Consider the following 25,661-nt stretch of genomic DNA (forward strand, 5'->3'; position numbering starts at 1 on the left):
ACGCACCGTAAGGGAGGCGGCCATGTCCGCACCCATGTCCGCGGATCGCTTCATCAACGCCCTGCGCGCCGAGGGCCTGACCGTCGTCGAGGTCGGCCAGTGGCGCTCGCACAACCGCAACCACAAGGGACCCTGGGGTCCCATGCACGGGGTGATGATCCACCACACGGTCACCCATGGCAGCGGCTACACCGTGGCGCTCTGCCGCGACGGGGACAGCGAACTGCCCGGCCCGCTGTGCCACGGGGTCATCACCAAGGACGGCCGCGTCCACATCGTCGGCTACGGCCGCGCCAACCACGCCGGCGCCGGCGACTCCGACGTCCTGGAGGCGGTCATCGAGGAACGGCGCCTCCCCCCGGTCCACCGCGCGGACACCGACGGCAACCGGTACTTCTACGGGTTCGAGTGCGAGAACCTCGGCGACGGCGAGGACCCCTGGCCACCCGCCCAGCTCGACGCCATCGTCCGCGCCGCCGCGGCCCTGTGCCGCGTCCACGGCTGGGGCGCCCGCTCCGTCATCGGCCACCTCGAATGGCAGCCCGGCAAGATCGACCCCAAGGGCTTCGCCATGGACTGGCTGCGCGACCGGATCGCCGAGCGGCTCAAGTGACACCCGGCGCGACAATGGCCTGGTGACCCACCCCGAGCTGCGCCCGCGCCCCCCGTCCCCCCTCACCGAGGCGGCCGACGAACGCTTCGCGGCGCGCGGCGTACGGCTCCTCCTCAAGCGGGACGACCTGGTCCACCCCGAGCTGCCCGGCAACAAGTGGCGCAAACTCGCCCCCAACCTCCGGGCCGCCCTGGAGACGGGCCACGAGCGGCTCGTCACCTTCGGCGGCGCCTACTCCAACCACCTCCGGGCCACGGCGGCCGCCGGGCGGCTGCTCGGCCTGGAGACGGTGGGCGTCGTCCGGGGGGACGAGCTCGCGGGCCGCCCCCTCAACGACTCCCTGGCCCGCTGCGCGGCGGACGGGATGCGGCTGCACTTCGTCACCCGCTCGGAGTACCGGCGCAAGGCCGAGCCGGAGGTCCGCGCGCGGCTCCTGGACGCCGCCGGCGCCGCCGACGCGTACGTGATCCCCGAGGGCGGCAGCAACGCGCTCGCCCTCACGGGCTGCGCGGAGCTGGGCCGGGAGCTGCGGGACGTCTGCGACGTGGCGGCGGTGGCCTGCGGTACGGGCGGCACCCTGGCCGGTCTGGCCGCCGGGCTGGGCCCCGGCCGGCGCGCCCTGGGCGTCCCGGTGCTGGCGGGGGGCTTCCTGGAGGCGGAGATACGTTCCCTCCAGGCGGCGGCCTTCGGCGGGGCCGCCGGGAGCTGGAGCCTGGCCGAGGGCTTCGACCACGGCGGCTACGCCCGCGTCCCGGCCGCCCTCGACGCCTTCGCGGCGGACTTCGGGGCCCGCCACGGCCTGCCGGTGGAGCGGATCTACGTGGCGAAGCTCCTGTGGGCCCTGACCGCCCTGACGGAAGCGGGGGCCTTCCCCCCGGGTACGACGCTCGCGGCCGTCGTGACGGGCCGCCCGTAGCGGACGGCCCTCAGCCGGCCTCCTCCCGGTAGGCGGCCGCCTCCTCCAGGTCCAGCCTGCGCAGCAGGCCCCGCAGCATCTCGTCGTCGATCCGGCGGCGGTCGCGCAGGGTCACGAAGACCTCCCGCTCCGCCTCGATCATCTCCCGGGCCAGGCGCCGGTAGACGTCGTCCGCCGACTCGCCCGTCACCGGGTTGACCTCGCCCAGCCGCTCCCACACCGCGTTGCGCCGCCGTTCCAGGACAGTGCGCAGGCGGTCGGCCAGGGGCGGCGGGAGGCTGCTGTTGGCGGGGTCCTCCAGGAGCTCCGCCAGGCGTTCCTCCGCCGCCCGCGACGCCTCGCTCTGGGCCTGGGCCTCGGCGAGGGTCTCCGCCTGGGCGTCGCGCCGCGGCAGCCGCAGGCGGCGGATCAGCGGCGGCAGGGTCAGGCCCTGCACCACCAGCGTGCCGATCACCGTCGTGAAGGTGAGGAGGAGGATCAGGTCGCGGTGCGGCACCTGCATGGGCACGGAGAAGGCGATGGCCAGGGAGACCACCCCCCGCATCCCGGCCCACCCCACGACCACCGGGGACTTCCAGTCGGTGTCCGGCTCCCTCGTGCGGATCCGCGCCGACACCCAGCGCGGCACGAAGGTCGCCGGGAACACCCACACGAAGCGGGCCACGACGACCACGACGAACACCGCCACCGCGTACCAGGCGGCGGCGAGCCCCTCGTACTCGCTCAGCCCGCGCAGGACCACCGGCAGCTGGAGCCCGATCAGCGCGAAGACCACCGACTCCAGGACGAACGCGACGACCTTCCACACCGCCTCCTCCTGGAGCCGGGTCGCGAAGTCCACCTGCCAGTTCCGGTGCCCCAGGTACAGGGCGACGACGACCACGGCGAGGACGCCCGAGGCGTGCACCCGCTCCGCCGCCGCGTACGCCACGAAGGGGATCAGCAGGGACAGCGTGTTCTGCAGCAGGGGCTCCCGCAGCCGCTTGCGCAGCTGGTGGATCGGGACCATCAGCAGCAGGCCCACCCCCACCCCGCCCACCGAGGCCAGCAGGAACTCCGCGACCCCGCCCGCCCAGCCGGCGCTGGTCCCGACCGCGGCGGCCAGGGCCACGTTGTAGGCGGTGATGGCGGTGGCGTCGTTCACCAGGGACTCGCCCTGCAGGATCGTCGTCACCCGGCTCGGCAGCCCCAGCCGCCGCGCGATCGCGGTCGCCGCGACCGCGTCCGGCGGGGCCACGACGGCGCCCAGCACCAGCGCCACGGGCAGGGAGAGGCCGGGCACGACCAGGTACGTCGCGTAGCCCACGGCGAGGGTCGCGAAGAGCACGTAGCCCACCGACAGCAGGGCGATCGGCCGCATGTTGGCCCGCAGGTCCAGGTACGAGCTGTCCACCGCGGCCGTGTGCAGCAGCGGCGGGAGCAGCAGCGGCAGCACGATGTGCGGGTCGAGGGCGTACGAGGGCACCCCGGGCACGTACGCCGCGACGAGTCCCACGGCGACGAGCAGCAGCGGCGCCGGCACGGGCGTGCGCCGGGCCACCCCCGCCACGGCGGCGCTCATGGCCACCAGCGCCACCAGCGGCAATACCTCCATCGAAGATCCATCCCCATCCGTCGTCGGCGATGTCGCACCCGCGCCCTGGCCGTAACCTGGCCATCATGAGCGAGTGCACCCACCTTGCCGAACTGCCGCGCCCCGAGCCGGTCCCGCATGCCCTGACCTGCCCGGAATGTCAGGCCCTCGGCAGTCATCCGGTCCAGCTGCGGATGTGCCTGGGATGCGGGTACGTCGGCTGCTGTGACAGCTCTCCCCACCGGCACGCCACCGCGCACCACCGGGAGACGGGCCATCCGGTGATGCGCAGCTTCGAACCGGGCGAGACGTGGCGCTGGTGTTTTGTCGACGGTTCGATCGTCTGAAGCGGGGTAGTTCAACCCTCCGCCGGTTCCCCCGAATTGGGCCCCGCAGACCCCTAGCCACTGTGCGTACCCGTGGACTTACCATCAGTCACTGGCCGTGCGGGGCGGGGCCAGCGAGGGGTGCCGCGACACGATCGCCCGGATCGCGATAGCGTCACCGGCGAACAGAGCTCGTACCACCTTGGAGGTGAGGGTGTCCCAGATCGCAGGCGAGCCCGGGACCCAGGACTTCGTGGAAGTCCGGCTGCCGGCTGCGGGTGCCTACCTGTCGGTGCTGCGAACGGCCACGGCCGGTCTCGCGGCACGGTTGGACTTCACCCTCGACGAGATCGAGGACCTCCGCATCGCGGTGGACGAGGCTTGCGCGATCCTGCTCCAGCAGGCCGTGCCGGGCTCCGTCCTCAGCTGCGTCTTCCGGTTGATCGACGATTCGCTGGAAGTGACCGTCTCCGCGCCCACCACCGACGGGCGCGCGCCCGAGCGGGACACCTTCGCGTGGACCGTGCTGTCGGCGCTGGCCGGCAAGGTCGAGGCGACGGTCGAGGACAACCGGACGGTGAGCATCAGTCTCTACAAACAGCGCGGCGCGGGACCAGGCCCGGCGTGAGCGGCGGGGAGATCCCGGTGCGGGGCGGGGATCGGCCCCGGGTGAGGCACGAGGTCGACGGCGGTATCCCGGAGCAGCACCACGCCCGGCCGCACCCGGCTGACGCGGATGCGGAAGACGGCTTTTTGGACTCGGCGGAGCGACGGGCGGGCCCTATGAGCGACAACCAGCACGACCAGGTACACCAGCCACCGCAGGCGCCGGAGGAGGCGCCTGTGGCGCTGCCGGATCCCCGGGACCGCATTGGCGCGCGTGCCCTGTTCTTCGAGCTGCGCGAGCTGCCCGAGGGGTCACCGGAGCGGGCGGAGCTGCGCAACCGGCTGGTGCGGATGCACCTGCCGCTGGTCGAGCACCTGGCGCGCCGGTTCCGCAACCGGGGTGAGCCGCTGGACGACCTGACGCAGGTGGCGACCATCGGCCTGATCAAGTCGGTGGACCGGTTCGATCCGGACCGGGGGGTGGAGTTCTCCACGTACGCCACTCCCACCGTCGTCGGGGAGATCAAGCGGCACTTCCGCGACAAGGGCTGGGCGGTACGGGTGCCCCGGCGCCTGCAGGAGCTGCGGCTGTCGCTGACGACGGCCACGGCGGAGCTGTCCCAGCAGCACGGCCGCTCCCCCACGGTGCACGAGCTGGCCGAGCGGCTGGGAATCTCCGAGGAGGAGGTGCTGGAAGGGCTGGAATCGGCCAATGCGTACAGCACCCTGTCGCTGGACGTCCCGGACACGGACGACGAGTCCCCGGCGGTCGCGGACACCCTCGGCTCGGAGGACGAGGCGCTGGAGGGCGTGGAGTACCGCGAGTCGCTGAAACCGCTGCTGGAGGGGCTGCCGCCGCGGGAGAAGCGGATCCTGCTGCTGCGCTTCTTCGGGAACATGACCCAGTCGCAGATCGCCCAGGAGGTGGGCATCTCGCAGATGCACGTCTCCCGGCTGCTGGCGCGCACCCTGGCCCAGCTGCGGGACAAGCTCCTCGTGGAGGAATGAGCCCGGGGAGGACGGGGCGCGCAGGTGCGAGCGCGGGGTTATCGGGCCTGGTCCGCGGGTCCGATGCCCAGCGCCTCGGTGGCCGTCGGGTTCACCAGGAGCGCGACGACGGCCACCGCCGCCAGGGCCAGCGCCACGGCGGCGGCGGTCATCGCACCGCCGGTGCTCCAGAGGGTCCAGGCGACGGGGAGCGCCATCAGCTGGGTGATCAGCGCGGGCCCGCGGCTCCAGCGGCGGCCCTTGCGCAGCCCGTGGGCGGCGATCAGCGGCAGCGCGGCGAGGGCGAGGAGGGTCACTCCCCCGGTCTCGGCCTGCTGCGGGGAGTCGGGGTGGCCGGCGAGGCCGACGAACAGCATGTAGACGCCGAGCCCGGCGAGGGCGAGGCCCTCCAGCGCGGTCAGTACGGCGGCGGCGGTCAGGGGGCTCGGCTTCTTGCTCACCCCAGCAGGGTAGCCGCGGGCGGCCCGGCCCGGAGGGGGACGGCCGGTAGGGGGCGCGCGCCCGGGGGTGGGTACTCTGGCGACCATGCGTGCACTTCTCGTGGCCAACCCAGCAGCGACGACCACCAGTGCGCGCACGCGCGACGTCCTGACCCACGCCCTGGCCAGCGAGATGAAGCTGGAGGCGGTGACCACCGAGTACCGGGGGCACGCCCGGGACCTGGGCCGCAAGGCGGCGCACGAGGGGCTGGACCTCGTGGTGGCCCTGGGCGGCGACGGCACCGTCAACGAGGTGGTCAACGGGCTCCTGCACGACGGCCCCGACCCGGAGCGGCTGCCCCGGCTGGCAGTGGTGCCGGGCGGTTCCACGAACGTCTTCGCCCGCGCGCTCGGGCTGCCCAACGACTCGGTCGAGGCGACCGGCGCCCTGCTGGACGCGCTGCGGGAGCGGCGCGAGCGGATCGTGGGCCTCGGGCTGGCGGCGGGGGTCCCGGGCACGGAGGACGAGGCGGTCCCCTCGCGCTGGTTCACCTTCTGCGCCGGCTTCGGTTTCGACGCGGGCGTGGTGGGGCGGGTCGAGCAGCAACGGGAACGCGGCAAGCGTTCGACCCATGCCCTGTATGTACGACAGCTGATGCGGCAGTTCTGGGGAGAGCCCAACCGCCGGCACGGAACGATCACACTGGAGCAGCCGGGCGCGGAGCCGGTGAAGGATCTGGTGCTGTCGATAATCTGCAACACCTCGCCCTGGACCTACCTGGGAAATCGTCCCCTGTACGCCTCTCCCGAGGCTTCGTTCGATACCGCGCTTGACGTGTTGGCCCTGGACCGTTTGTCAACTCCGGCCGTCGCCCGGTACGCCACACAGCTCCTGACCTCGACTCCTGAACGCGGTCCGCAGGGCAAGCACGCGCTGTCTCTGCACGATCTGACCGACTTCACCTTGCATTCGAAGGTGCCCCTCCCATTCCAGATGGATGGCGATCACCTCGGAGTGCGCACCAGCGTTCGGTTCACAGGCGTTCGCCGTGCACTGCGTGTGATTGTGTGAGTAGAAGAGCCCAAAGTCCTTTCAGTCGAACGTTTACACGCCGGTCCACCCCCAGGAACTAGGGCTGTGACCTAGTCGACACCGACGAATCCAAAAAAACTTTCCGGAAGGGGTTGTATCCCCGTCCGAGGTTTGCGAATCTCTACATGGCGATCGGGACAGCCCGCACAACCCGGCACCCACACAGAGCGCCAGAACCCCACCACGAATCTTCGGACCGCACCAGGCGACTGGGCGTCGGCCCTTCCCTCACGGGGGGATTCGTGAAAGCGTTCACATTCACAAGCAACCTGTTCGCAATACAAGGAGATGGAGCAGCCATGGACTGGCGTCACAACGCCGTTTGCCGCGAGGAAGACCCCGAGCTCTTCTTCCCCATCGGCAACACCGGTCCTGCGCTGCTGCAGATCGAGGAAGCCAAGGCCGTCTGCCGCCGTTGCCCCGTCATGGAGCAGTGCCTGCAGTGGGCGCTCGAGTCCGGCCAGGACTCCGGTGTCTGGGGCGGCCTGAGCGAGGACGAGCGCCGCGCCATGAAGCGCCGCGCCGCTCGCAACCGGGCGCGCAACGCCAGCGCCTGATATCGACTTTCGAGCCTCGACGCGCAGCGCGTAGTACCCGTATAGCGCTCAGCAACGTGCTCTTGAGCCCCGGACCGATCACCCTTCGGTCCGGGGCTCAGTGCTGTTCCCGTCCCGCCGCCGTCACTCTGGGTGAGGGCAGTGGGTGGGCTACTTCGGGGAGCTGACCGGCACGTCGAGGACCACCTTGGTGCCGCGCGGCTCCGCGCGGACCATGTCGAAGGTCCCGCCGAGCTCGCCCTCCACGAGGGTCCGTACGATCTGCAGCCCGAGGTTGCCTGCCTTCTGCGGGTCGAAGCCCTCGGGCAGCCCGGAGCCGTCGTCGAGGATCGTGATCAGCAGCCGGCCGTCGGCGCGGCCCGAGCCGCTGCGGGCGGCGGCCACCTCCACGGTGCCGCCCTCACCCTGGCCGAAGGCGTGCTCCAGCGCGTTCTGGAGGATCTCGGTCAGCACCATCGACAGCGGAGTGGCCACCTCCGCGTCCAGGATCCCGAACCGCCCCATGCGCCGGCACTGCACCTTGCCGGGGGAGATCTCGGCGACCATCGCGATGACCCGGTCGGCGATCTCGTCGAACTCGACCCGCTCGTCCAGGTTCTGAGAGAGGGTCTCATGCACGATCGCGATCGAACCGACGCGCCGCACCGCCTCGTTCAGCGCCTCGCGCCCGCTCTCCGAATCCATCCGGCGGGCCTGGAGCCGCAACAGCGCCGCCACGGTCTGGAGGTTGTTCTTCACCCGGTGGTGGATCTCCCGGATGGTGGCGTCCTTGGTGATGAGTTCACGTTCGCGACGGCGCAGTTCGGTGACGTCGCGGCACAGGACCAGGGAGCCGATCCGGGTGCCCTTCGGCTTGAGGGGGATCGCACGGAGCTGGATGACCCCGCCGTTGCCCTCGACCTCGGTCTCGCGCGGGGCCCAGCCGCTGGCGAGTTTGACGATGGCCTCGTCCACCGGGCCCCGGGACGGGGCGAGTTCGGCGGTGGTGGTGCCCAGGTGCTGGCCGACCAGGTCGGCGGCGAGACCGAGCCGGTGGTAGGCGGAGAGGGCGTTGGGCGACGCGTACGTCACCACGCCGTCGGCGTCGAGGCGCATCAGGCCGTCCCCGACGCGCGGGGAGGCGTCCATGTCCACCTGCTGGCCGGGGAACGGGAAGGAGCCCGCGGCGATCATCTGCGCGAGGTCGGAGGCGGACTGGAGGTAGGTCAGCTCCAGCCGGCTCGGTGTACGCACCGTGAGCAGGTTGGTGTTGCGCGCGATCACGCCGAGGACCCGGCCCTCGCGGCGGACGGGGATCGACTCGACGCGGACCGGCACCTCCTCGCGCCACTCCGGGTCGCCCTCGCGCACGATCCGGCCCTCGTCGAGGGCGGCGTCGAGCAGCGGGCGGCGGCCGCGCGGCACGAGGTGGCCGACCATGTCGTCCTGGTACGAGGTGGGGCCGGTGTTCGGCCGCATCTGCGCGACGGAGACGTAGCGGCTGCCGTCGAGGGTGGGCACCCAGAGCACGAGGTCCGCGAAGGAGAGGTCGGAGAGCAGCTGCCACTCCGACACCAGCAGGTGGAGCCACTCCAGGTCGGTTTCACCGAGAGCGGTGTGCTGGCGTACGAGATCGTTCATGGAGGGCACCTTGCGAGCGTACCCCGGGTAGGGGGATGACTTTCCCCACGACAAGTACTCGGGAGTACCCAGGAAGGGCACAGGCCGCGTACTGTTGGAGGAAGTGACGGGCCAGTAGGGCCGCGCTTTGGATGGACAGGACAGATTGGTCTAGTCCACAATTGACCCAGGTTTCCGCCCTCCCCGCACAGGAGGACGGATCGAGGTGGCCGCGCGTTCTGCCCTGACCGCGCCGGCGCCTCCAACCGGCCGCCGGGAACCGCACACCTGACGGCCGTAAGTACTCCGGGCTACGGTGCCGGACGGGCTGAGGGTCCCGTCCTGCACCGTGGCCCAGAGGAACCGCCGGGCGGGTGAGGACTCCCCGCGGCGAGCGCCTTCCAGAACACGCCGGCCGGGCCCCCGTGCCCCCGCCGCGCCCCCCGAACCACTTCCCCGGCCCCCCGCCACGCCCCCGTCGGCTCTGCTAGATTGGTCTATACCACAAGCTCACCCTCCTCCCCAGATCGGCAGGCCCCGCGTGGAAGTTGTCATCGTCCCGGACGCCAAGGCAGGCGGCGAGCTCATCGCGGAGGCCATGGCCGCCCTGGTCCGCCGCAAGCCCGACGCCCTGCTGGGCGTGGCGACCGGCTCTACCCCGCTGCCCGTCTACGAGGCCCTCTCCGCCAAGGTGCGGGCCGGTGAGGTCGACGTCTCCCGGGCCCGGATCTGCCAGCTCGACGAGTACGTGGGCCTGCCGGCCGGGCACCCGGAGTCCTACCGCGCGGTCGTGCTGCGCGAGGTCGTCGAGCCCCTCGGGCTGACCGAGGACTCCTTCATGGGCCCCGACGGCTCCGCCGCCGACGTCCAGGCGGCCTGTGAGGCGTACGACCAGGCCCTCGCCGACGCCGGCGGGGTGGACCTCCAGCTGCTGGGCATCGGCACCGACGGGCACATCGGCTTCAACGAGCCCTGCTCCTCGCTGGCCTCGCGCACCCGGATCAAGACGCTGACGGAGCAGACCCGCGTGGACAACGCGCGCTTCTTCGACGACGACCTGGACCAGGTGCCGCACCACGTCATCACCCAGGGCATCGGCACCATCCTCGACGCCCGCCACCTGGTGCTGCTGGCCACCGGCGAGGGCAAGGCCGAGGCCGTCGCCCAGACCGTCGAGGGCCCGCTCTCCGCGCTGGTCCCGGCCTCCGCGCTCCAGCTGCACCGGCACGCCACCGTGATCGTGGACGAGGCGGCCGCCTCCAAGCTGAAGCTGGCCGGCTACTTCCGCCACACGTACGCGAACAAGCCCTCCTGGCAGGGCCTGTAGCCGCCGCTGGTAGCAGGACCGAGGAAAGGGCCGGGCCCCCCTCCCGCGGGGGCCCGGCCCTTTCCTCGTGCCCGTGGGGCTACCGGACGCCGGCGATGACCTCGGCCGCGGCCCGCCCGCAGACGCGGGAGGCGCCGTGCGTGGCCAGGTACAGCGACCCCCGCGGCTCGTTGCGCGGCAGTCCCATCTCCACGACCACGGTGTCCGGCCGCGCGGCGACCAGGGCGTCCAGCGCGCTGGTCATCCACGGGTGCCGGTGGGCGTCGCGGACCACCGCGACGACCGTCCGCTCCCCCGCGGCCGCCAGCACGTCCCCGGCCCCCGAACCCTCGGGGTAGACGCCCGAGAGGGTCCCCGGGACGAGGGCGGCCAGCTCTGCGGCCACCCCCCAGGGGGTCTCGTCGCCGACCGCGATGTTCGCGACGGGGGCGAAGGTGGCGACGTACGGGGCGGCCACGGGGGCCGGGGTGCCCGACACGACCAGTGCGCGGCGGGCGGCCTCCAGACCGATGCCGGACGCGCGGCTCCCCTCCGGCTGCGCGTCCGGCCGGGCCCGGAAAGTCCATGCGGCGAGGGCGCGCACCCGCTCGGCGGCGTCGGCGAGCCGCTCCTCGGGCAGCGCGCCCTCGCGTACGGCGGCGACCAGCGCGTCACGCAGACGCAGCACGGTCGCCTCGTCGGCGAGGCCCCCGCCGACGCAGATGGCGTCGGCGCCGGCCGCGATGGCGAGCACCGAGCCGCGCTCGATGCCGTACGTCCCCGCGATGGCGTTCATCTCCATGCCGTCGGTGACGACGAGGCCCTCGTAGCCCAGCTCCTTGCGCAGCAGACCGGTGAGGATCTGCGGGCTGAGGGTGGCGGGGCGGGCCGGGTCGAGGGCGGGCACCAGGATGTGGGCGCTCATGACGGCCTTGGTGCCGGCCTCGATGGCCGCCTTGAACGGGACCAGCTCGCGCGCCTGGAGGGTGTCGAGGTCCACGTCGATGCGCGGCAGCGCGTGGTGGGAGTCGACGTTGGTGTCCCCGTGGCCGGGGAAGTGCTTGGTGCAGGCGGCGACCCCGGCGGCCTGGAGGCCCTCGACGTACGCGGCCGTGTGGCGGGCGGCGAGGCGGGTGTCGGCGCCGAAGGAGCGGACGCCGATGACCGGGTTGCCGGGGTTGGAGTTGACGTCGGCGGACGGGGCCCAGTTGAGGTTGACCCCGCATTCGGCCAGGCGCCGGCCCAGCTCGCGGGCGACCTCGCGGGTCAGGTCGGTGTCGTCGACGGCGCCGAGCGCGAGGTTCCCGGGGAAGGAGGAGCCCTCGCGGACCTCCAGGCGGGTGACGTCGCCGCCCTCCTCGTCGATGGCGACGAGGACGTCCTCGCGCTCGCGGCGCAGCTGGGCGGTGAGCGCGGCGAGCTGTCCGGGCGAGGCGATGTTGCGGCCGAACAGGCCGACGGCGGTGAGGCCCTCGCCGACCTGGCGCAGCAGCCAGGAGGGGGCGGTGGTGCCCTCGAAGCCGGGCTGGAGGACCGCGAGCGCGTCCCGGGTCAGGGTGTCGGTGTGATGCGCGAGGATCGTCACGGCGTTATCCCTTCACGGCGCCGGCGGTCATGCCGCCGACCGCCTTGCGCTGGAGGAAGATGAAGATCACCAGGACGGGTACCGCGAAGACCGAGGACGCGGCCATGGTCGCGCCCCAGTCGTTGCCGAAGGCGGTCTTGAACTGGGTCAGCCACAGCGGCAGGGTCTGTGCGGTCTTGTCCTTGTTGAGGATCAGGACCATCGCGAACTCGTTCCAGGCGGTGATGAAGCCGAAGAGCGAGGTGGACATCAGTCCGGGGGCCAGCAGCGGCAGGATCACCTTGCGGAACGCCTGGCCGCGGGTGCAGCCGTCGATCTGGGCTGCCTCCTCCAGGGTCACCGGGACGGCGGCGATGAAGCCGCGCAGGGTCCAGATGGTGAAGGGGAGGACCATCACGAAGTAGATCGCGGTGAGGACGCCGATGCTGTTCAGCATCTCGGCGTCCCGGACGATCATGTACATGGCGATGACCATGACCTCCCAGGGGGCCATCTGGGCCATCATCACGCCGAGGACGAGGCCCTTGCGGCCCTTGAACTTCATCCGGGCGATCGCGAAGCTCGCGGCCAGGGCCACCACCAGGGCCAGCAGGACGGCGCCGACGGTGACGACCAGGCTGTTGGTGACGTAGGTCCAGAAGTTCTCGACGCCGGTCGCCTTGGTGAAGTTGTCCAGCGTCGGGGTGAAGACGAAGACCGGGTCCTTGGTGAGGATCTCGCTGTTCGGCTTGAGGGCCGAGGAGAACATCCAGTAGACCGGGAAGACGAAGACCAGGGCCACGAGCAGGGCGCCGAGGTTCTTGGCGACGGTCGCGGGGCGCAGCGGCCGGCGCGTACGCAGCTGCTGCGGGGGCTTGTCGGGGGCGGTGGTGGTGCTCACTGCTCCTCCTCCTGCTTCAGGATCAGGCGGAAGTAGAAGGACATGACGACCAGCAGGATCAGGATCGTCAGGACGGAGATCGCCGCGGCGAGGCCGTAGTGGAACTGGCTCTGGCCCTCGACGTAGGCGAAGACCGGGAGGATCTCCGAGGCGCGGTCAGGGCCGCCCTTGTTCATCGCGTAGACCTGGGTGAACGCCTTGAAGACCCAGATCACCTCCAGGAAGGTGGTGACGAGGAAGAAGGGCTTGAGGTTGGGGAAGACGACCTTCCAGAAGGTCTGCCAGCCGTTGGCCCCGTCCATGCGGGCGGCCTCGTACAGCTCGGCGCCGACCGTGGTGAGGCCGGCGTACATGTTGAGGGCGACGAAGGGGATGGAGCCCCAGACCACCAGGAGCGTGACGATCGTCAGGGTGGACAGGCCGGTCTCGAACCAGTTGTGCTGCTCGTAGCCGGAGAAGCCGAGGGTGCGCATGAGCCAGTTCATGACGCCGAACTGCTCGTCGAACAGCCAGGAGAAGACCTGGACGGAGGCCACGATCGGCATCGCCCAGGCCATGACCAGCGCCATCGACAGGACCAGGCGCATCCACTTGCCGAGCCGGTTCAGCAGGATGCCGATGAGGCTGCCGATCACCATGATGAGCACGACGTTGGCGAAGGTGAACAGGAAGCTGCGCACGACGACGGTCCAGAAGGCGGAGTCGCCCAGCAGCTGGGTGTAGTTGGCGAAGCCCCCGAAGGGGTACTTCCGCTGGATGAACTCGATCTTGTTGATGTCCTGGAAGGACAGGATCACGTTCTTGATCAGCGGGTACAGCAGCAGGAGGGCCAGGCTGGCCACGGCCGGCAGCACCAGCAGGTACGGCAGCCACCCCGAGGGGAGCCGCTTTCTGCCCCCGCGAGGAGGGGTGGGACGGGGGCCGGCGGCGGGGCTGGGTGCCTCCGGCCGTCCAGCGGACGGGTGTGGTGCGTCCTGTGGAGCGCTGGTCGTCGCTCCCTGGGAGTGCACGGTCATGGCTTGGCTTCCTCGCGGTTGACTGTGGAGTCAAATGCGCGACCGGGGGCGCGGCAGGCGGCCGGGGCCTGCCGCACCCCCCGGTGCGTTCACACTGCTGGGTTCTGCGGGTCGTACGGAGGGTGCCGGTCGGGGCGGCGGCGCTACTTGTTGATGCGGTTCGCGATTTCCTTGTCCGCGTCGGCGCCCGCCTTGGCGGGGTCCTCACCCTTCAGGACCTTGGTCATGAACTCCTTGACCGGGTTCGGCTCGGTCTCGACGTTCGCCCAGCCCGCGGTCACCGGGGTGATCTTGCCGTTGAGGCCGGCCTTGGCCATGGCCTCGGCGAAGGAGCCGGGGGCCGGGGTGAAGTTGGCGCCGACCTGGTTGGGCAGCAGCGCGCCCTTGACCTCGGCGGCGTACTTGGTCATCTGGTCCTTGCCGGTGGCCAGGGCCAGCCACTCCTTGGCGAGCTCCTTGTTCTTGGAGCGCTCGGCCACGGCGAGGTTGGAGCCGCCGAGGAAGACGGTGCCGGTCTTGTCGGCCGTCTTGCCCGGGATCGGGAAGTAGCCGAAGTCGGCTTCCTTGCCCGCCTCCTTCAGGGCCTTCTCCGCGCCGCCGGCCTCCCAGCCGAGACCGATCCAGGAGGAGACGCCGCCCTTGGGGACGATGTCGGTGGACTGCTGCGGGGTGGCCTCGTCCTTGTCCTTGGGGGCCGTGGAGTAGGACTGGAGCTTCTTGTAGAAGTCCATCGCGGAGGCGGCCTGCGGGGTGGCGAGCTGGCCCTTCCACTTGCCGCCGTCCTTGACGGCGAGGTCGCCGCCCTCGTCCCAGATGAAGCCGGCGAGGATGTACCAGCTCTGGCCGGGCAGGTAGATCGGCTGGGAGGAGGGGTCGGCGGCCTTCAGCTTCTCCAGGCCGGCGATCCACTCGTCGCGGGTCTTGGGCGGGGTGACGCCGGCCTTCTCGTACGCCTTCTTGTCGTAGACGACGACGCGGTTGGCGGCGTACCAGGGGGCGGAGTACAGCTTGCCGTCGACCTCGGCGGAGGCGAGCATGCTCTTCTGCCAGGCGTCGGCGCCGAGCTGGGCCTTGTCCTTGGTCAGGTCGGCGAGGCCGCCGGTGACGGCGTAGCCCGCGGTCTGCGTGTTGCCGAGTTCGAGGACGTCCGGCGGGGTGTTCTCGGAGAGGGCCGTGGTGACCTTCTCCTGGATGCCCGTCCACTTCTGCTCCTCGACCTTCACCGTCACACCGGGGTGCTTGGCCGAGAACTCCTTGTTGACCTGCTCGATCCATGCCTTCGGAGCGGATCCGTCCATCACCCAGACGGTGATCTCCTTGGCGCCACCCGACGCGTCGGACTTCGGCTTGTCGTCGCCGCCGTTGCCGCACGCCGCGACACCGACCATCATGCCCACGACACCGACCGCCGCAATGAGCTTGCGCTTCACGCCACCCTCCTCAGGGATGCTGCTGCTGTGCACCTTCCCTCGCCCGCCGCGGTGACGTACGTACCAAGTACTGCCCGTGGGGCCGGGATCTGATCCATATTGGTGTAGACCAGTACCGGGAGCTTGGCCTAGACCTATAGGGGTGTCAAGGGTCTAATGAGCGGGTGCTCGGTCCGTTATCGGACCGACACCTGGGGGAGGGAGAATGCCTGCCCTCCCGCCCGTGTCACCATGTGACCGCACATATCGGAGGAGCCGGTGACGGCAGCGAAACTGGAGTCGGGAAGGCGGGCGGCGATGTCCACCGAAGGGGCGACCACGGAGCCGGAGGGCGGGCCAGCCACTCGGACGGCACGTGTGCCCAAGTACTACCGGCTCAAGCGGCACTTGCTCGACATGACCGAAACGCTGCCCCCCGGCACGCCGGTACCGCCGGAGCGTACGCTGGCCGCCGAGTTCGACACCTCCCGGACCACCGTCCGGCAGGCCCTCCAGGAGCTCGTCGTCGAGGGCCGGCTGGAGCGCATCCAGGGCAAGGGCACCTTCGTCGCCAAGCCCAAGGTCTCCCAGCCGCTGCAACTCTCCTCCTACACCGAGGACATGCGCGCCCAGGGTCTGGAACCGACCTCCCAGCTCCTGGACATCGGCTACGTGACCGCCGACGACACCCTCGCCGGGCTGCTCAAGATCGCCACCGGCGGACGGGTCCTGCGCATCGAACGGCTGCGCCTGGCCAGCGGCGAGCCGATGGCCATCGAGACCACGCACCTGTCGGCCAAGCGCTTCCCCGCGCTGCGCCGTTCGCTCGCCAAGTACACCTCCCTCTACACCGCCCTCGCCGAGGTCTACGACGTCCGGCTCGCGGAGGCCGAGGAGACCATCGAGACCTCCCTGGCCACCCCGCGCGAGGCCGGACTGCTCGGCACCGACGTGGGCCTGCCGATGCTGATGCTCTCGCGGCACTCCCTGGACGCCGAGGGCGAACCGGTCGAATGGGTGCGATCGGTATATCGCGGCGACCGTTACAAGTTCGTTGCCCGACTTCAGCGACCTGCGGTGTGATCAGCTGTTGACTCCCCTCCGAACCCCGGTGGACGCTCGTACCGCTATACGGACGGGGGCTTACGTCCACCGATAACCCCCCGTAGATTCCGTGCGCTTAGCAGATGATCAACGAGGGGACGAGGATCATGCCGGAACCGGGAGACACAGGGACACAGCGGGCACCGGCGGCGAAAGCCACCCCGCAGTCGATCGCCGTATGGGTGCTCGTGGCCCTCATCGGGGCCGTCGGCTGGGGCGTGCTGGCGCTGGCGCGCGGTGAGGAGGTCTCGGCCGCCTGGCTGCTCGCCGCCGCGCTCGGCTCGTACGCCATCGGCTACCGCTTCTACGCCCGGTTCATCGCGAACCGCGTGCTGAAGCTGGACAAGACCCGGGCCACCCCCGCCGAACGCCTGGACAACGGGGTCGACTTCCACCCCACCGACCGGCGCGTGCTCTTCGGCCACCACTTCGCCGCCGTCGCCGGCGCCGGGCCGCTCGTCGGTCCGGTGCTGGCCGCGCAGATGGGCTACCTGCCGGGCACGATCTGGATCGTCGCGGGCGTCATCTTCGCCGGCGCCGTCCAGGACATGGTGACGCTGTTCTTCTCCACCCGGCGCGACGGCCGTTCGCTCGGCCAGATGGCCCGGGACGAGATCGGCCCCGTCGGCGGAGCCGCCGCGCTGCTCGCCGTGTTCACCATCATGATCATCCTGCTGGCGGTGCTCGGCCTGGTCATCGTCAACGCCCTGGGGCACTCGCCCTGGGGTGTCTTCTCCATCGGCATGACCATCCCGATCGCCCTCTTCATGGGCGTCTACCTGCGCTGGCTGCGGCCGGGGCGGGTCACCGAGGTCTCCGTCGTCGGTGTCGGCCTGCTGATCCTGGCGATCGTCGCGGGCGGCTGGGTCGCCGAGTCCTCCTGGGCGGACTTCTTCACCCTGGACAAGGAGAGCCTCGTCCTGTGGATGATCGGCTACGGCTTCTTCGCCTCCGTCCTGCCGGTGTGGCTGCTGCTGGCCCCGCGTGACTACCTGTCCACCTTCATGAAGGTCGGCACGATCGCCCTCATGGCGGTGGGCGTGGTCGTCGCGATGCCCACGCTGAAGATGCCGTCGGTGACCGACTTCGCCACGCGCGGCGACGGCCCGGTCTTCGCCGGGTCGATGTTCCCCTTCGTCTTCATCACCATCGCCTGCGGGGCGCTGTCCGGCTTCCACTCCCTGGTCGCCTCCGGCACCACGCCGAAGATGATCCAGAAGGAGACGCAGATCCGGGTCATCGGCTACGGCGCGATGCTCACCGAGTCCTTCGTCGCCGTCATGGCCGTGATCGCCGCCTGCATCATCGAGCCCGGTCTGTTCTTCGGCGTCAACTCCCCCGCCGGGGTCATCGGCACCACCGTGCAGTCCGCGTCGGCCGCGGTCGGCCACCTGGGCTTCGCCATCACCCCCGACGCGCTCGCGCAGGCCGCCAAGGACGTGGAGGAGACCACCCTGCTGTCCCGTACGGGCGGCGCGCCGACGTTCGCACTCGGGATGTCGGAGATCTTCTCCTCGGTGGTCGGCGGGGCCGGGATGAAGGCGTTCTGGTACCACTTCGCCATCATGTTCGAGGCCCTGTTCATCTTGACGACGGTGGACGCGGGCACCCGCGTCGGCCGGTTCATGCTCCAGGACACCCTGGGCAACGTGCACAAGTCCTTCCGCGACGTCAGCTGGAAGCCGGGCGTGTGGCTGGCCAGCGCGGTGGTCGTCGGCGGCTGGGGCTACTTCCTGTGGGTCGGCGTCAAGGACCCGCTGGGCGGCATCAACCAGCTCTTCCCGCTGTTCGGTATCGCGAACCAGCTGCTCGCGGCGGTCGCCCTGGCGGTGTGCACCACGCTGCTGGTCAAGTCGGGCCGGCTCAAGTGGGCCTGGGTCACGGCCGTTCCGCTGGCGTGGGACGTGGCCGTCACACTGACCGCGAGCTACCAGAAGGTCTTCTCGGACGACGTGAAGATCGGCTTCTTCGCGCAGCGCGACAAGTACCAGACCGGCATCGACTCCGGGAAGCTGCTGCCGCCGGCCAAGAACATGGACGAGATGCACACCGTGGTCACCAACGCCACGGTCGACGGGGTCCTCTCGGCCCTCTTCGCGGCGCTGATCATCATCGTCCTGCTGGACGCGGCCCGGACCTGCTTCAAGGCCGTGTCCGACCCGGCGTCGGTGCGGCTGAGCGAGGTCCCCTGGACCGAGTCGAAGATCGTCGCCCCGGCGGGGCTGCTCGCGACGGCCGAGGAGAAGGCCGAGCTGGCGGCGGCCGGTCTCGACGGGGGCGGCGGCCGGGTGAAGGAACCGGTCGCATGAGCGGCGGGGTCCGGGCGGCGCTGGCGAAGGCGCGGTACTACATACGGGAGTTCTCCGGCGAGGCCGCCTACGACCGCTACGTGGCCCACGCCCGCGCCCACGACCCCGGGGCCGAGGTCCTCACCCGCCGCGCCTTCGAACGAGCCCGCACGGACGCCCGCGAGGCGGACCCCCGCGAGGGCTTCCGCTGCTGCTGACCGCGCGCCAGGGCCCCGCCGTCCCCACCGGGACGGCGGGGCCCTTCGCCTTGCCCGGCGCACCTGCGCGATACCGCCCGGCGGACGCCCCCCTACGGCCCGGCGCCAACTCGGGGGCGCGTACCGGCTGGAGCGGCGGCAACACGCTCCGCACGCACCCGACACAACATGTGGGGGCTACCGCATCGGGTCGCCCCCACATGTATGCTCAGGGCTGCTGCCGCCGCAGGGGAATCCGGTGGGAATCCGGAACTGTCCCGCAACGGTGTGACGTACGCCGATCGGCGTATCCGCGAGTCCGAAGACCTGCCGGCAGTACCCCCGGATCGACCGAACCGGGGTGTCGATTCGTCCGGGCCTCGCGGTTGGGCCGGTGGATGCCATGCGGTGCCGAACGCGCTCTGTCGCGCGCCCGTATGCGCCCGCTCGCGCCCCGCTCCGCCGATGACCGGGCCGAGTGAGGGAGAGCTCCCCCGTGACCATCGCGCCCGCCGCTCCGCGCGCCGAGTCCGACCACCCCGAAGCAGAGGGCCCCGGGGCCGCGCTCCTGCGCACCCTCACCGAGCTCACGGCCGACCTCCCCGACACCGACCCGGGCCGGGTCGCCGCCGCCGCCCTGCGCGGCCGCAGCGCCGCCGCCGACGAGGCCGAGCTGCGCGGGCTCGCCACCGAGGCCGCGGCCGGGCTGATCTCCGAGGACCCGGCGTACTCCCGCCTCGCCGCCCGTCTGCTGACGCTGGCCGTCGCGGACGAGGCCGCCGGCCAGGGCGCGACCTCCTTCTCCGAGTCCGTCGCCGTCGGCCACCGCGAGGGCCTGATCGCCGACCGCACCGCCGAGTTCGTCGCCGCCCACGCCGCCCGCCTGAACGCCCTGGTCGAGCACGCGCTCGCCGACGGCGCCGACGACCGCTTCGGCTTCTTCGGCCTGCGCACCCTGCACAGCCGCTACCTGCTGCGCCACCCCCACACCCGCCAGGTGATCGAGACCCCGCAGTACTTCATGCTGCGCGTGGCCTGCGGCCTCGCCGAGGACGACTCCGTCCGCGCCGTGGAGGAAGTCGCCTCGCTGTACACGCTGATGAGCCGGCTGGACTACCTGCCGTCCTCGCCGACCCTGTTCAACTCCGGTACGCGCCACCCGCAGATGTCCTCCTGCTACCTCCTCGACTCCCCGCTGGACGAGCTGGACTCCATCTACGACCGCTACCACCAGGTCGCCCGCCTCTCCAAGCACGCCGGCGGCATCGGCCTGTCGTACTCCCGCATCCGCGCCCGCGGTTCGCTGATCCGCGGCACCAACGGCCACTCCAACGGCATCGTCCCGTTCCTGAAGACCCTCGACGCCTCCGTCGCCGCCGTGAACCAGGGCGGCCGCCGCAAGGGCGCCGCCGCCGTCTACCTGGAGACCTGGCACGCGGACATCGAGGAGTTCCTGGAGCTCCGCGACAACACCGGCGAGGACCAGCGCCGTACGCACAACCTCAACCTGGCCCACTGGATCCCGGACGAGTTCATGCGCCGCGTGAACGCCGACGCGCAGTGGTCGCTGTTCTCCCCCTCCGACGTCCCCGAGCTGGTGGACCTGTACGGGGAGGAGTTCGACGCCGCCTACCTCAAGGCGGAGGCCGCCGGGCTCGCCCGGAAGACCATGCCGGCCCGTGACCTGTACGGCCGCATGATGCGCACCCTCGCGCAGACCGGCCAGGGCTGGATGACCTTCAAGGACGCCTCCAACCGGACCGCGAACCAGACCGCGCTGCCCGGCACGGTGGTCCACTCCTCGAACCTCTGCACGGAGATCATCGAGGTCACCAACGACGGCGAGACGGCCGTCTGCAACCTCGGCTCCGTCAACCTGGGCGCGTTCGTCGCCGACGGGGAGATGGACTGGGAGCGCCTGGACGCGACCGTCCGCACCGCCGTGACCTTCCTCGACCGCGTCGTGGACATCAACTTCTACCCGACCGAGCAGGCGGGCCGCTCCAACGCCCGCTGGCGTCCGGTGGGCCTGGGCGCGATGGGTCTCCAGGACGTCTTCTTCAAGCTGCGCCTGCCCTTCGACTCCCCCGCCGCCAAGGCCCTGTCGACGAAGATCGCCGAGCGCATCATGCTCGCCGCGTACGAGGCGTCCTGCGACCTCGCCGAGCGCAGCGGCCCGCTCCCGGCCTGGGCCGAGACCCGTACCGCCCAGGGCGTGCTGCACCCGGACCACTACGAGACCGAGCGCCACTGGCCCGAGCGCTGGGACGCCCTGCGCGCCCGGATCGCCACGTCCGGCATGCGCAACTCCCTGCTCCTGGCCATCGCCCCGACGGCGACCATCGCCTCGATCGCGGGCGTGTACGAGTGCATCGAGCCGCAGGTCTCCAACCTCTTCAAGCGCGAGACCCTCAGCGGTGAGTTCCTCCAGGTCAACGCCTACCTGGTGGAGGAACTCAAGAAGCTCGGCGTGTGGGACGCCCAGACCCGCGAGGCGCTGCGCGAGGCCAGCGGTTCCGTCCAGGGCTTCGGCTGGATCCCGGCGGAGGTCCGCGAGCTGTACCGCACGGCCTGGGAGATCCCGCAGCGCGGCCTGATCGACATGGCGGCGGCCCGTACGCCGTACCTGGACCAGAGCCAGTCGCTGAACCTGTTCCTGGAGACGCCCACCATCGGCAAGCTCAGCTCGATGTACGCGTACGCCTGGAAGCAGGGTCTGAAGACCACGTACTACCTGCGCTCGCGCCCGGCGACGAAGATCGCCCGCGCGGCCTCCGGCAGCGCCGTCCCGGCCGCCGGTACCACCCAGCTTCCGCAGGCCGTCGACGCCGACGCGCTGGCCTGCTCCCTTGAGAACCCCGAGTCCTGCGAGGCATGCCAGTAATGAGCTCGAACGAACAGAAGAACCTCCTCGACCCGGGCTTCGAGCTCACGCTCCGCCCGATGCGCTACCCGGACTTCTACGAGCGCTACCGGGACGCGATCAAGAACACCTGGACGGTGGAGGAGGTCGACCTCCACTCCGACGTCGCCGACCTGGCGAAGCTGACGCCGTCCGAGCAGCACATGATCGGCCGTCTGGTCGCGTTCTTCGCGACGGGCGACTCGATCGTGGCGAACAACCTCGTCCTGACCCTGTACAAGCACATCAACTCCCCGGAGGCGCGCCTGTACCTGTCGCGCCAGCTGTTCGAGGAGGCCGTGCACGTCCAGTTCTACCTGACGCTGCTCGACACCTACCTGCCCGATCCGGACGACCGGGCGGCCGCGTTCGACGCCGTCGAGAACATCCCCTCCATCCGCGAGAAGGCGCAGTTCTGCTTCAAGTGGATGGACTCGGTCGAGAAGATCGACCGGCTGGAGACGGCCTCCGACCGCCGCCGCTTCCTGCTGAACCTGATCTGCTTCGCCGCCTGCATCGAGGGCCTGTTCTTCTACGGGGCCTTCGCGTACGTGTACTGGTTCCGCTCGCGCGGTCTGCTGCACGGTCTGGCGACCGGCACCAACTGGGTCTTCCGCGACGAGACCATGCACATGAACTTCGCCTTCGAGGTCGTGAACACGGTCCGCAAGGAGGAGCCGGAGCTCTTCGACGCCGCCCTCCAGCAGCAGGTCACCGACATGCTGAAGGAGGCCGTGGAGGCGGAGCTGCAGTTCGGCCGGGACCTGTGCGGTGACGGCCTGCCGGGCATGAACACCGACTCGATGCGCGAGTACCTGGAGTGCGTGGCCGACCAGCGCCTGGTCCGCCTCGGCTTCCCGCCGGTGTACGGCTCGCAGAACCCGTTCTCGTTCATGGAGCTCCAGGGCGTCCAGGAGCTGACGAACTTCTTCGAGCGCCGCCCGTCGGCGTACCAGGTGGCCGTCGAGGGCACCGTCGACCTGGACGAGGACTTCTAGGCCCAGCCTCCGGGGGGCCCGGGGCGGCGGGCGGGCCGACGGCTGGTAATCGCCCCTGACTTGACATGCGGGGCGGGGGGTGTCTGGTCGTGGCGCCCTCCGCCGTGGTGTGATCCGGGTACGCCGTACCGCGCGACCCACGCGGTGAACCCCCCACAGGCGAAGGCCCCGCTCCGGAACGTTCCGGAGCGGGGCCTTCGTGCGTCCGCGGGCGGACGGACGGCCGGGTCAGTCGTTCGGGACGATCTCGTAGCGCGGGGTGTTCTCCGCCATCTGGCGCAGCGCGTCCTTGCGGTCGCGCTTGGAGAGCCGGTCGATGTACAGGTAGCCGTACAGGTGGTCGGTCTCGTGCTGGAGGCAGCGCGCGAAGTAGCCGGTGCCCCGGACCTTGATCGGGTTGCCCTGCGCGTCCTGGCCGGTGACCTCGGCGTAGTCGGGGCGGGCGAGGGAGGCGTACGCGGTGGGGACCGAGAGGCAGCCCTCGTTGGAGTCGTCGAGCACGCGGGAGCCGGCCGGCAGCTCGACGAGCCGGGGGTTGACCACGACACCGGTGTGGCGCACGCCGTCGTCGTCGGGGCAGTCGTAGACGAAGACCTTGGCGTCCACGCCGATCTGGTTGGCGGCCAGGCCCACGCCCTCGGCGGTCTTCTGGCTGGCGAACATGTCGTCGATCAGCTGGGCCAGCTCGTCGCCGAACTCGGTGACGTCCTTGCACTCGCGGTGCAGCACCGGGTTGCCGACGACCGTGATCGGGCGGGACGTACCGCGCTCGCGGTGGGCGAGCTCGCGCGCCTCACAGTCCTCGGTGTCCACGACGTAGCCCTCGTCGTCGATCGGGGTCACCTGGTTCTCCTGCTGCGCCATGTCCGCCGTACGCCTTCCCTCAAGTCCGTGGTGTGCCCGTACAGCCTACGGCCCGGCGTCAGCAGACCTCTTCGAGATCCCGCCACTCCCGGCTGTCGGGGCTGTCGGCGACCCAGCCGTCGAGCAGTCCGCGCACCAGGCCGGCCGGGGCGGCGAGGCCGCATTCGCGCTCGGGCACCCACAGGGAACCGGATCCGGCCGTGCGGTGGCCGAGGGGGCCGGGGTGGCCGGGCTCGCTGTGGTCGTGCGGGTCGAGGTGGTCGCCGTTGTCCTCACCGCTGGGCATCGGACTCTCCGAACAGGTCCGGCACAGCAGCCGGACCGAGGAGGACCAGTCCTCGGCGGCGAAGCCCGCGTCCGAGGCCAGCTGCTCCAGGGCGTCGCGGTCGGCCTCGGTGGCCGCCTCCAGCAGCACCACCCAGGTGGGTACCGGGGAGGGGGCCCACAGCTCGATCTCGTCGAAGACCGGGTACGAGGCGCCGCCCGTGGTGATCCGCTCTCCGTGCGGCACCCCGTCGTGCAGGACGACCTCACCCCAGCGCCGCCCCGAGGAGGGCAGCGGGATGGACAGGACCTCCATACGGGCTGGATCCAGCCTGCGGCCCCATACGACCTCGGCCTCGCCCTCGGGCGACAGCCGTACCGCCGCGCTGCCGAGCTCCATGCCCACCGGTTCGCCCGCGCCGGCCGTGCTGTGCGGGTCGCCGGGCACCTTCAGCCCGTACGCCTGCCAGGCCCGGCGGGCCAGCGGCCAGTCCTGGAGGGCGGTCGCGGCGATGCCGACGTTCCACCAGTCCGGGGCGCCGGTCTCGCGGTCCAGCAGGGCCACCGCGCGCAGTCCGGCGGCCCTGGCCTGCTCCCAGTCGTGCCGGAACTTGTGCAGGAGGGCCAGGTTGAACCAGGACTCGGACAGCCAGGGCTCCAGGTCCGCGGCCCTGGTCAGCAGCGCACCCGCGTCCTCGTACCGACCGTCGCCGATCAGCGTGAACGCGCGGTCGGTGGCCTGCCGCCACGAGGCGGAGGGCCGATGCCGTACCTTCCCGAAGATCCTCACGTTTCCCGCCTGCCGCTCCAACGGTTCAGCCTTGCGGACACCCTCACGGACACCCCTTACTGCATCCAACCATGCCCGCTCGGACGACCGCTCATTACCCATGGGTTACCCCGGCGGTGCGGGAACGACTCTGCCGCGTCCGCCCCTGGCCAGAACCCTCGCCAAGGACTCCACGACCTCCGGCTGGTAGTCGCGGCCGGTGCCCAGGCGCAGCCGTTCCAGGGCGGCCAGTGAGCCGCCCGGGTGACGGCTCGCCCCGGCCAGGTCGTCGTACGCGTTCACCGCGCGCACGATCCGGGCGGCGACGGGCTGCTCCCGGTACGGGTCCGCCTGCCGCTCCACGATCACCGCGACCTCCGCCGGGACCCCGGTCTGCCGGGCCACCTCGCCGCCGAGCCCGGCGATCCGGCGGGCCTCGTCCGGGGGCAGCTCGGCGGTGGCCCCGCCGGGGACGGGGTCGACGAGGGAGAGCTGGCCGATGTCGTGCATGAGGGCCGCGTACTCCAGCACCGTGAGCTCCCGCTCCGACAGCCCGAGCTCCCGGCCGACGGCGCAGCTGAGGGCGGCGACCCGGCGGGCGTGCCCGGGGGCGGTGCAGCCGGCGATCTCGGTCGCCCGGGCCAGGGAGGTGATGGTCTGGCGGTAGGTGGTGCGGACGGCGTCGATCCGGTGGAAGGAGAGCTGGGTCAGCAGGAGCGGCACGCTGAAGACCGGCAGCGCCCACAGGCCCGCCACCGCGACGCCGAGGGCCATCACGACCCCGGTCGCGCAGATCGCCGGGCCGATCCCGAGCTCGGCGCGCAGCTCGTCGCGCAGCAGCGGCCCGTACGGCCAGCCGGTGCGGGCCCCGGCCAGCGCGGCGGCGAGGACGGCGTCGCACAGGGCGGTGAGGCCCAGCAGGAGCAGCAGGAACAGGACGAGGTACGGGCCCTGCCCGAGCCGGTGGGTGAGCCGGCCGGAGCCGTAGAGGGGCTGGAAGCAGGCGGCGGCGAAGGCGACGGCCAGGACCCGGCGGGCCACGTGGTCGAGGGCGGGGCCGTGGCCGCGGGCGATGTGCGGGACGGTGCCGACGAGGGCGGCCGCGACGACGACGGCGACGATCTGGAGGACGCCGTGGTGGGTGGGCGCGCCGGCGTCCTGGCCGAGCAGGGCGTAGGCGAGGGCCCCGGCGGAACCCAGTGGTGCGGGACGGCGGTCCTCGGCGGGGCCGTCGCGCCGGGCGAGTTCGCCGACGGTGACCAGGGCCGCGAAGGCGAGGGCGGTTCCGGGTTCGGTGACCCCCGTCCACAGGGTGTGCCCGAGGCCGCCCGCGGTGAGTACGGCGGCTGCACCGCGCACGGCCCATCCG

The 25,661-nt window shown here is 71.3% G+C and carries 23 protein-coding genes and 1 riboswitch; of the genes, 13 read left to right on the plus strand and 10 right to left on the minus strand.

The window, feature by feature from the left end; translation table 11 throughout:
• The first annotated feature begins 22 nt into the window (after positions 1-22).
• Both ABZ716_RS02015 and ABZ716_RS02020 read left to right on the plus strand, forming a co-directional pair.
• Positions 23-613 carry an N-acetylmuramoyl-L-alanine amidase gene (locus tag ABZ716_RS02015; protein ID WP_358812548.1) on the plus strand — a complete coding sequence of 197 codons (591 nt, stop codon included), beginning with the start codon at positions 23-25 and terminating at the stop codon, positions 611-613.
• A 22-nt stretch (positions 614-635) separates the two neighbouring features.
• Positions 636-1,529 (plus strand): pyridoxal-phosphate dependent enzyme, encoded by an 894-nt coding sequence (locus tag ABZ716_RS02020; RefSeq protein ID WP_358812549.1) that lies wholly within the window; start codon positions 636-638, stop codon positions 1,527-1,529.
• 10 nt (positions 1,530-1,539) lie between these two features.
• Here the strand turns inward: ABZ716_RS02020 and ABZ716_RS02025 are convergent, their stop codons facing one another.
• Positions 1,540-3,123 (minus strand): Na+/H+ antiporter, encoded by a 1,584-nt coding sequence (locus ABZ716_RS02025; RefSeq protein ID WP_358955761.1) that lies wholly within the window; start codon positions 3,121-3,123, stop codon positions 1,540-1,542.
• Between the two features lie 65 nt (positions 3,124-3,188).
• On the opposite strand from ABZ716_RS02025, the gene ABZ716_RS02030 reads away from it, so the two are divergent.
• The 3 genes from ABZ716_RS02030 (at position 3,189) to ABZ716_RS02040 (ending at position 5,042) form a co-directional block, all read left to right on the plus strand.
• Positions 3,189-3,449: a UBP-type zinc finger domain-containing protein gene (locus ABZ716_RS02030; protein WP_351879302.1), complete on the plus strand. Its 261-nt coding sequence runs from the start codon at positions 3,189-3,191 to the stop codon at positions 3,447-3,449.
• 193 nt (positions 3,450-3,642) lie between these two features.
• Complete coding sequence (locus tag ABZ716_RS02035) at positions 3,643-4,056, plus strand: anti-sigma regulatory factor (protein ID WP_042816094.1); 414 nt, start codon at positions 3,643-3,645, stop codon at positions 4,054-4,056.
• Between the two features lie 11 nt (positions 4,057-4,067).
• The gene (locus tag ABZ716_RS02040) at positions 4,068-5,042 is read left to right on the plus strand and encodes an RNA polymerase sigma factor SigF (protein WP_358955888.1); all 975 of its coding nucleotides are present in this window, start codon (positions 4,068-4,070) and stop codon (positions 5,040-5,042) included.
• Positions 5,043-5,080: 38 nt separating this feature from the next.
• Here ABZ716_RS02040 and ABZ716_RS02045 read toward each other — a convergent pair whose 3' ends face one another.
• Entirely contained in the window at positions 5,081-5,482 is a 402-nt protein-coding gene (locus ABZ716_RS02045; RefSeq protein ID WP_358810975.1) for a hypothetical protein, read from the minus strand.
• Positions 5,483-5,567: 85 nt separating this feature from the next.
• Here ABZ716_RS02045 and ABZ716_RS02050 point away from each other — a divergent pair, with 85 nt between their 5' ends.
• A complete protein-coding gene (locus ABZ716_RS02050; protein ID WP_355965237.1) occupies positions 5,568-6,533 on the plus strand; it encodes a diacylglycerol kinase family protein in 966 nt (321 codons plus the stop codon).
• A 320-nt stretch (positions 6,534-6,853) separates the two neighbouring features.
• On the plus strand, positions 6,854-7,111 hold the full coding sequence (locus ABZ716_RS02055; protein WP_003953983.1) for a WhiB family transcriptional regulator: 258 nt from the start codon (positions 6,854-6,856) through the stop codon (positions 7,109-7,111).
• Between the two features lie 150 nt (positions 7,112-7,261).
• Here ABZ716_RS02055 and ABZ716_RS02060 read toward each other — a convergent pair whose 3' ends face one another.
• Entirely contained in the window at positions 7,262-8,731 is a 1,470-nt protein-coding gene (locus ABZ716_RS02060) for a PAS domain-containing sensor histidine kinase (RefSeq protein WP_358810976.1), read from the minus strand.
• A 520-nt stretch (positions 8,732-9,251) separates the two neighbouring features.
• On the opposite strand from ABZ716_RS02060, the gene nagB reads away from it, so the two are divergent.
• Positions 9,252-10,037 (plus strand): glucosamine-6-phosphate deaminase, encoded by a 786-nt coding sequence (gene nagB / locus ABZ716_RS02065; RefSeq protein WP_355965239.1) that lies wholly within the window; start codon positions 9,252-9,254, stop codon positions 10,035-10,037.
• Positions 10,038-10,116: 79 nt separating this feature from the next.
• Here nagB and ABZ716_RS02070 read toward each other — a convergent pair whose 3' ends face one another.
• From ABZ716_RS02070 to ABZ716_RS02085, 4 genes are all read right to left on the minus strand, one after another.
• Positions 10,117-11,601: a glycoside hydrolase family 3 protein gene (locus ABZ716_RS02070; protein ID WP_358810978.1), complete on the minus strand. Its 1,485-nt coding sequence runs from the start codon at positions 11,599-11,601 to the stop codon at positions 10,117-10,119.
• A 4-nt stretch (positions 11,602-11,605) separates the two neighbouring features.
• The gene (locus tag ABZ716_RS02075; RefSeq protein WP_358811187.1) at positions 11,606-12,442 is read right to left on the minus strand and encodes a carbohydrate ABC transporter permease; all 837 of its coding nucleotides are present in this window, start codon (positions 12,440-12,442) and stop codon (positions 11,606-11,608) included.
• A 35-nt stretch (positions 12,443-12,477) separates the two neighbouring features.
• Positions 12,478-13,497 carry an ABC transporter permease subunit gene (locus ABZ716_RS02080; protein ID WP_358955765.1) on the minus strand — a complete coding sequence of 340 codons (1,020 nt, stop codon included), beginning with the start codon at positions 13,495-13,497 and terminating at the stop codon, positions 12,478-12,480.
• Between the two features lie 143 nt (positions 13,498-13,640).
• Positions 13,641-14,927, minus strand: coding sequence for an extracellular solute-binding protein (locus tag ABZ716_RS02085; protein WP_358810980.1), 1,287 nt, complete (start codon positions 14,925-14,927; stop codon positions 13,641-13,643).
• A 297-nt stretch (positions 14,928-15,224) separates the two neighbouring features.
• Here ABZ716_RS02085 and ABZ716_RS02090 point away from each other — a divergent pair, with 297 nt between their 5' ends.
• The 5 genes from ABZ716_RS02090 to ABZ716_RS02110 all read left to right on the plus strand — a co-directional run bounded on the left by ABZ716_RS02090 (position 15,225) and on the right by ABZ716_RS02110 (position 22,395).
• Positions 15,225-15,989 carry a GntR family transcriptional regulator gene (locus ABZ716_RS02090; protein WP_351879325.1) on the plus strand — a complete coding sequence of 255 codons (765 nt, stop codon included), beginning with the start codon at positions 15,225-15,227 and terminating at the stop codon, positions 15,987-15,989.
• A gap of 128 nt (positions 15,990-16,117) precedes the next feature.
• Positions 16,118-18,319 (plus strand): carbon starvation CstA family protein, encoded by a 2,202-nt coding sequence (locus ABZ716_RS02095; RefSeq protein WP_358955768.1) that lies wholly within the window; start codon positions 16,118-16,120, stop codon positions 18,317-18,319.
• Positions 18,316-18,516, plus strand: a complete 201-nt coding sequence (locus tag ABZ716_RS02100; protein ID WP_358955771.1) for a YbdD/YjiX family protein — start codon at positions 18,316-18,318, stop codon at positions 18,514-18,516. The genes ABZ716_RS02095 and ABZ716_RS02100 overlap by 4 nt, the downstream gene beginning before the upstream one ends.
• Before the next feature lie 194 nt (positions 18,517-18,710).
• A riboswitch (cobalamin riboswitch) is annotated at positions 18,711-18,845 on the plus strand.
• Between the two features lie 146 nt (positions 18,846-18,991).
• A complete protein-coding gene (locus ABZ716_RS02105; RefSeq protein ID WP_358955774.1) occupies positions 18,992-21,379 on the plus strand; it encodes a ribonucleoside-diphosphate reductase subunit alpha in 2,388 nt (795 codons plus the stop codon).
• Positions 21,379-22,395, plus strand: coding sequence for a ribonucleotide-diphosphate reductase subunit beta (locus tag ABZ716_RS02110; protein WP_358955777.1), 1,017 nt, complete (start codon positions 21,379-21,381; stop codon positions 22,393-22,395). Before ABZ716_RS02105 ends, ABZ716_RS02110 begins: the two co-directional genes overlap by 1 nt.
• 228 nt (positions 22,396-22,623) lie before the next feature.
• Here the strand turns inward: ABZ716_RS02110 and def are convergent, their stop codons facing one another.
• From def to ABZ716_RS02125, 3 genes are all read right to left on the minus strand, one after another.
• The gene (def, locus tag ABZ716_RS02115) at positions 22,624-23,259 is read right to left on the minus strand and encodes a peptide deformylase (protein ID WP_351879339.1); all 636 of its coding nucleotides are present in this window, start codon (positions 23,257-23,259) and stop codon (positions 22,624-22,626) included.
• Between the two features lie 58 nt (positions 23,260-23,317).
• Positions 23,318-24,313, minus strand: a complete 996-nt coding sequence (locus ABZ716_RS02120) for a hypothetical protein (protein WP_358955780.1) — start codon at positions 24,311-24,313, stop codon at positions 23,318-23,320.
• A 105-nt stretch (positions 24,314-24,418) separates the two neighbouring features.
• Positions 24,419-25,651 (minus strand): HD domain-containing protein, encoded by a 1,233-nt coding sequence (locus tag ABZ716_RS02125; RefSeq protein ID WP_358810986.1) that lies wholly within the window; start codon positions 25,649-25,651, stop codon positions 24,419-24,421.
• Between the last annotated feature and the right edge of the window lie 10 nt (positions 25,652-25,661).

This window comes from Streptomyces sp. NPDC006687 (assembly GCF_040636215.1).
Taxonomy (GTDB): domain Bacteria; phylum Actinomycetota; class Actinomycetes; order Streptomycetales; family Streptomycetaceae; genus Streptomyces.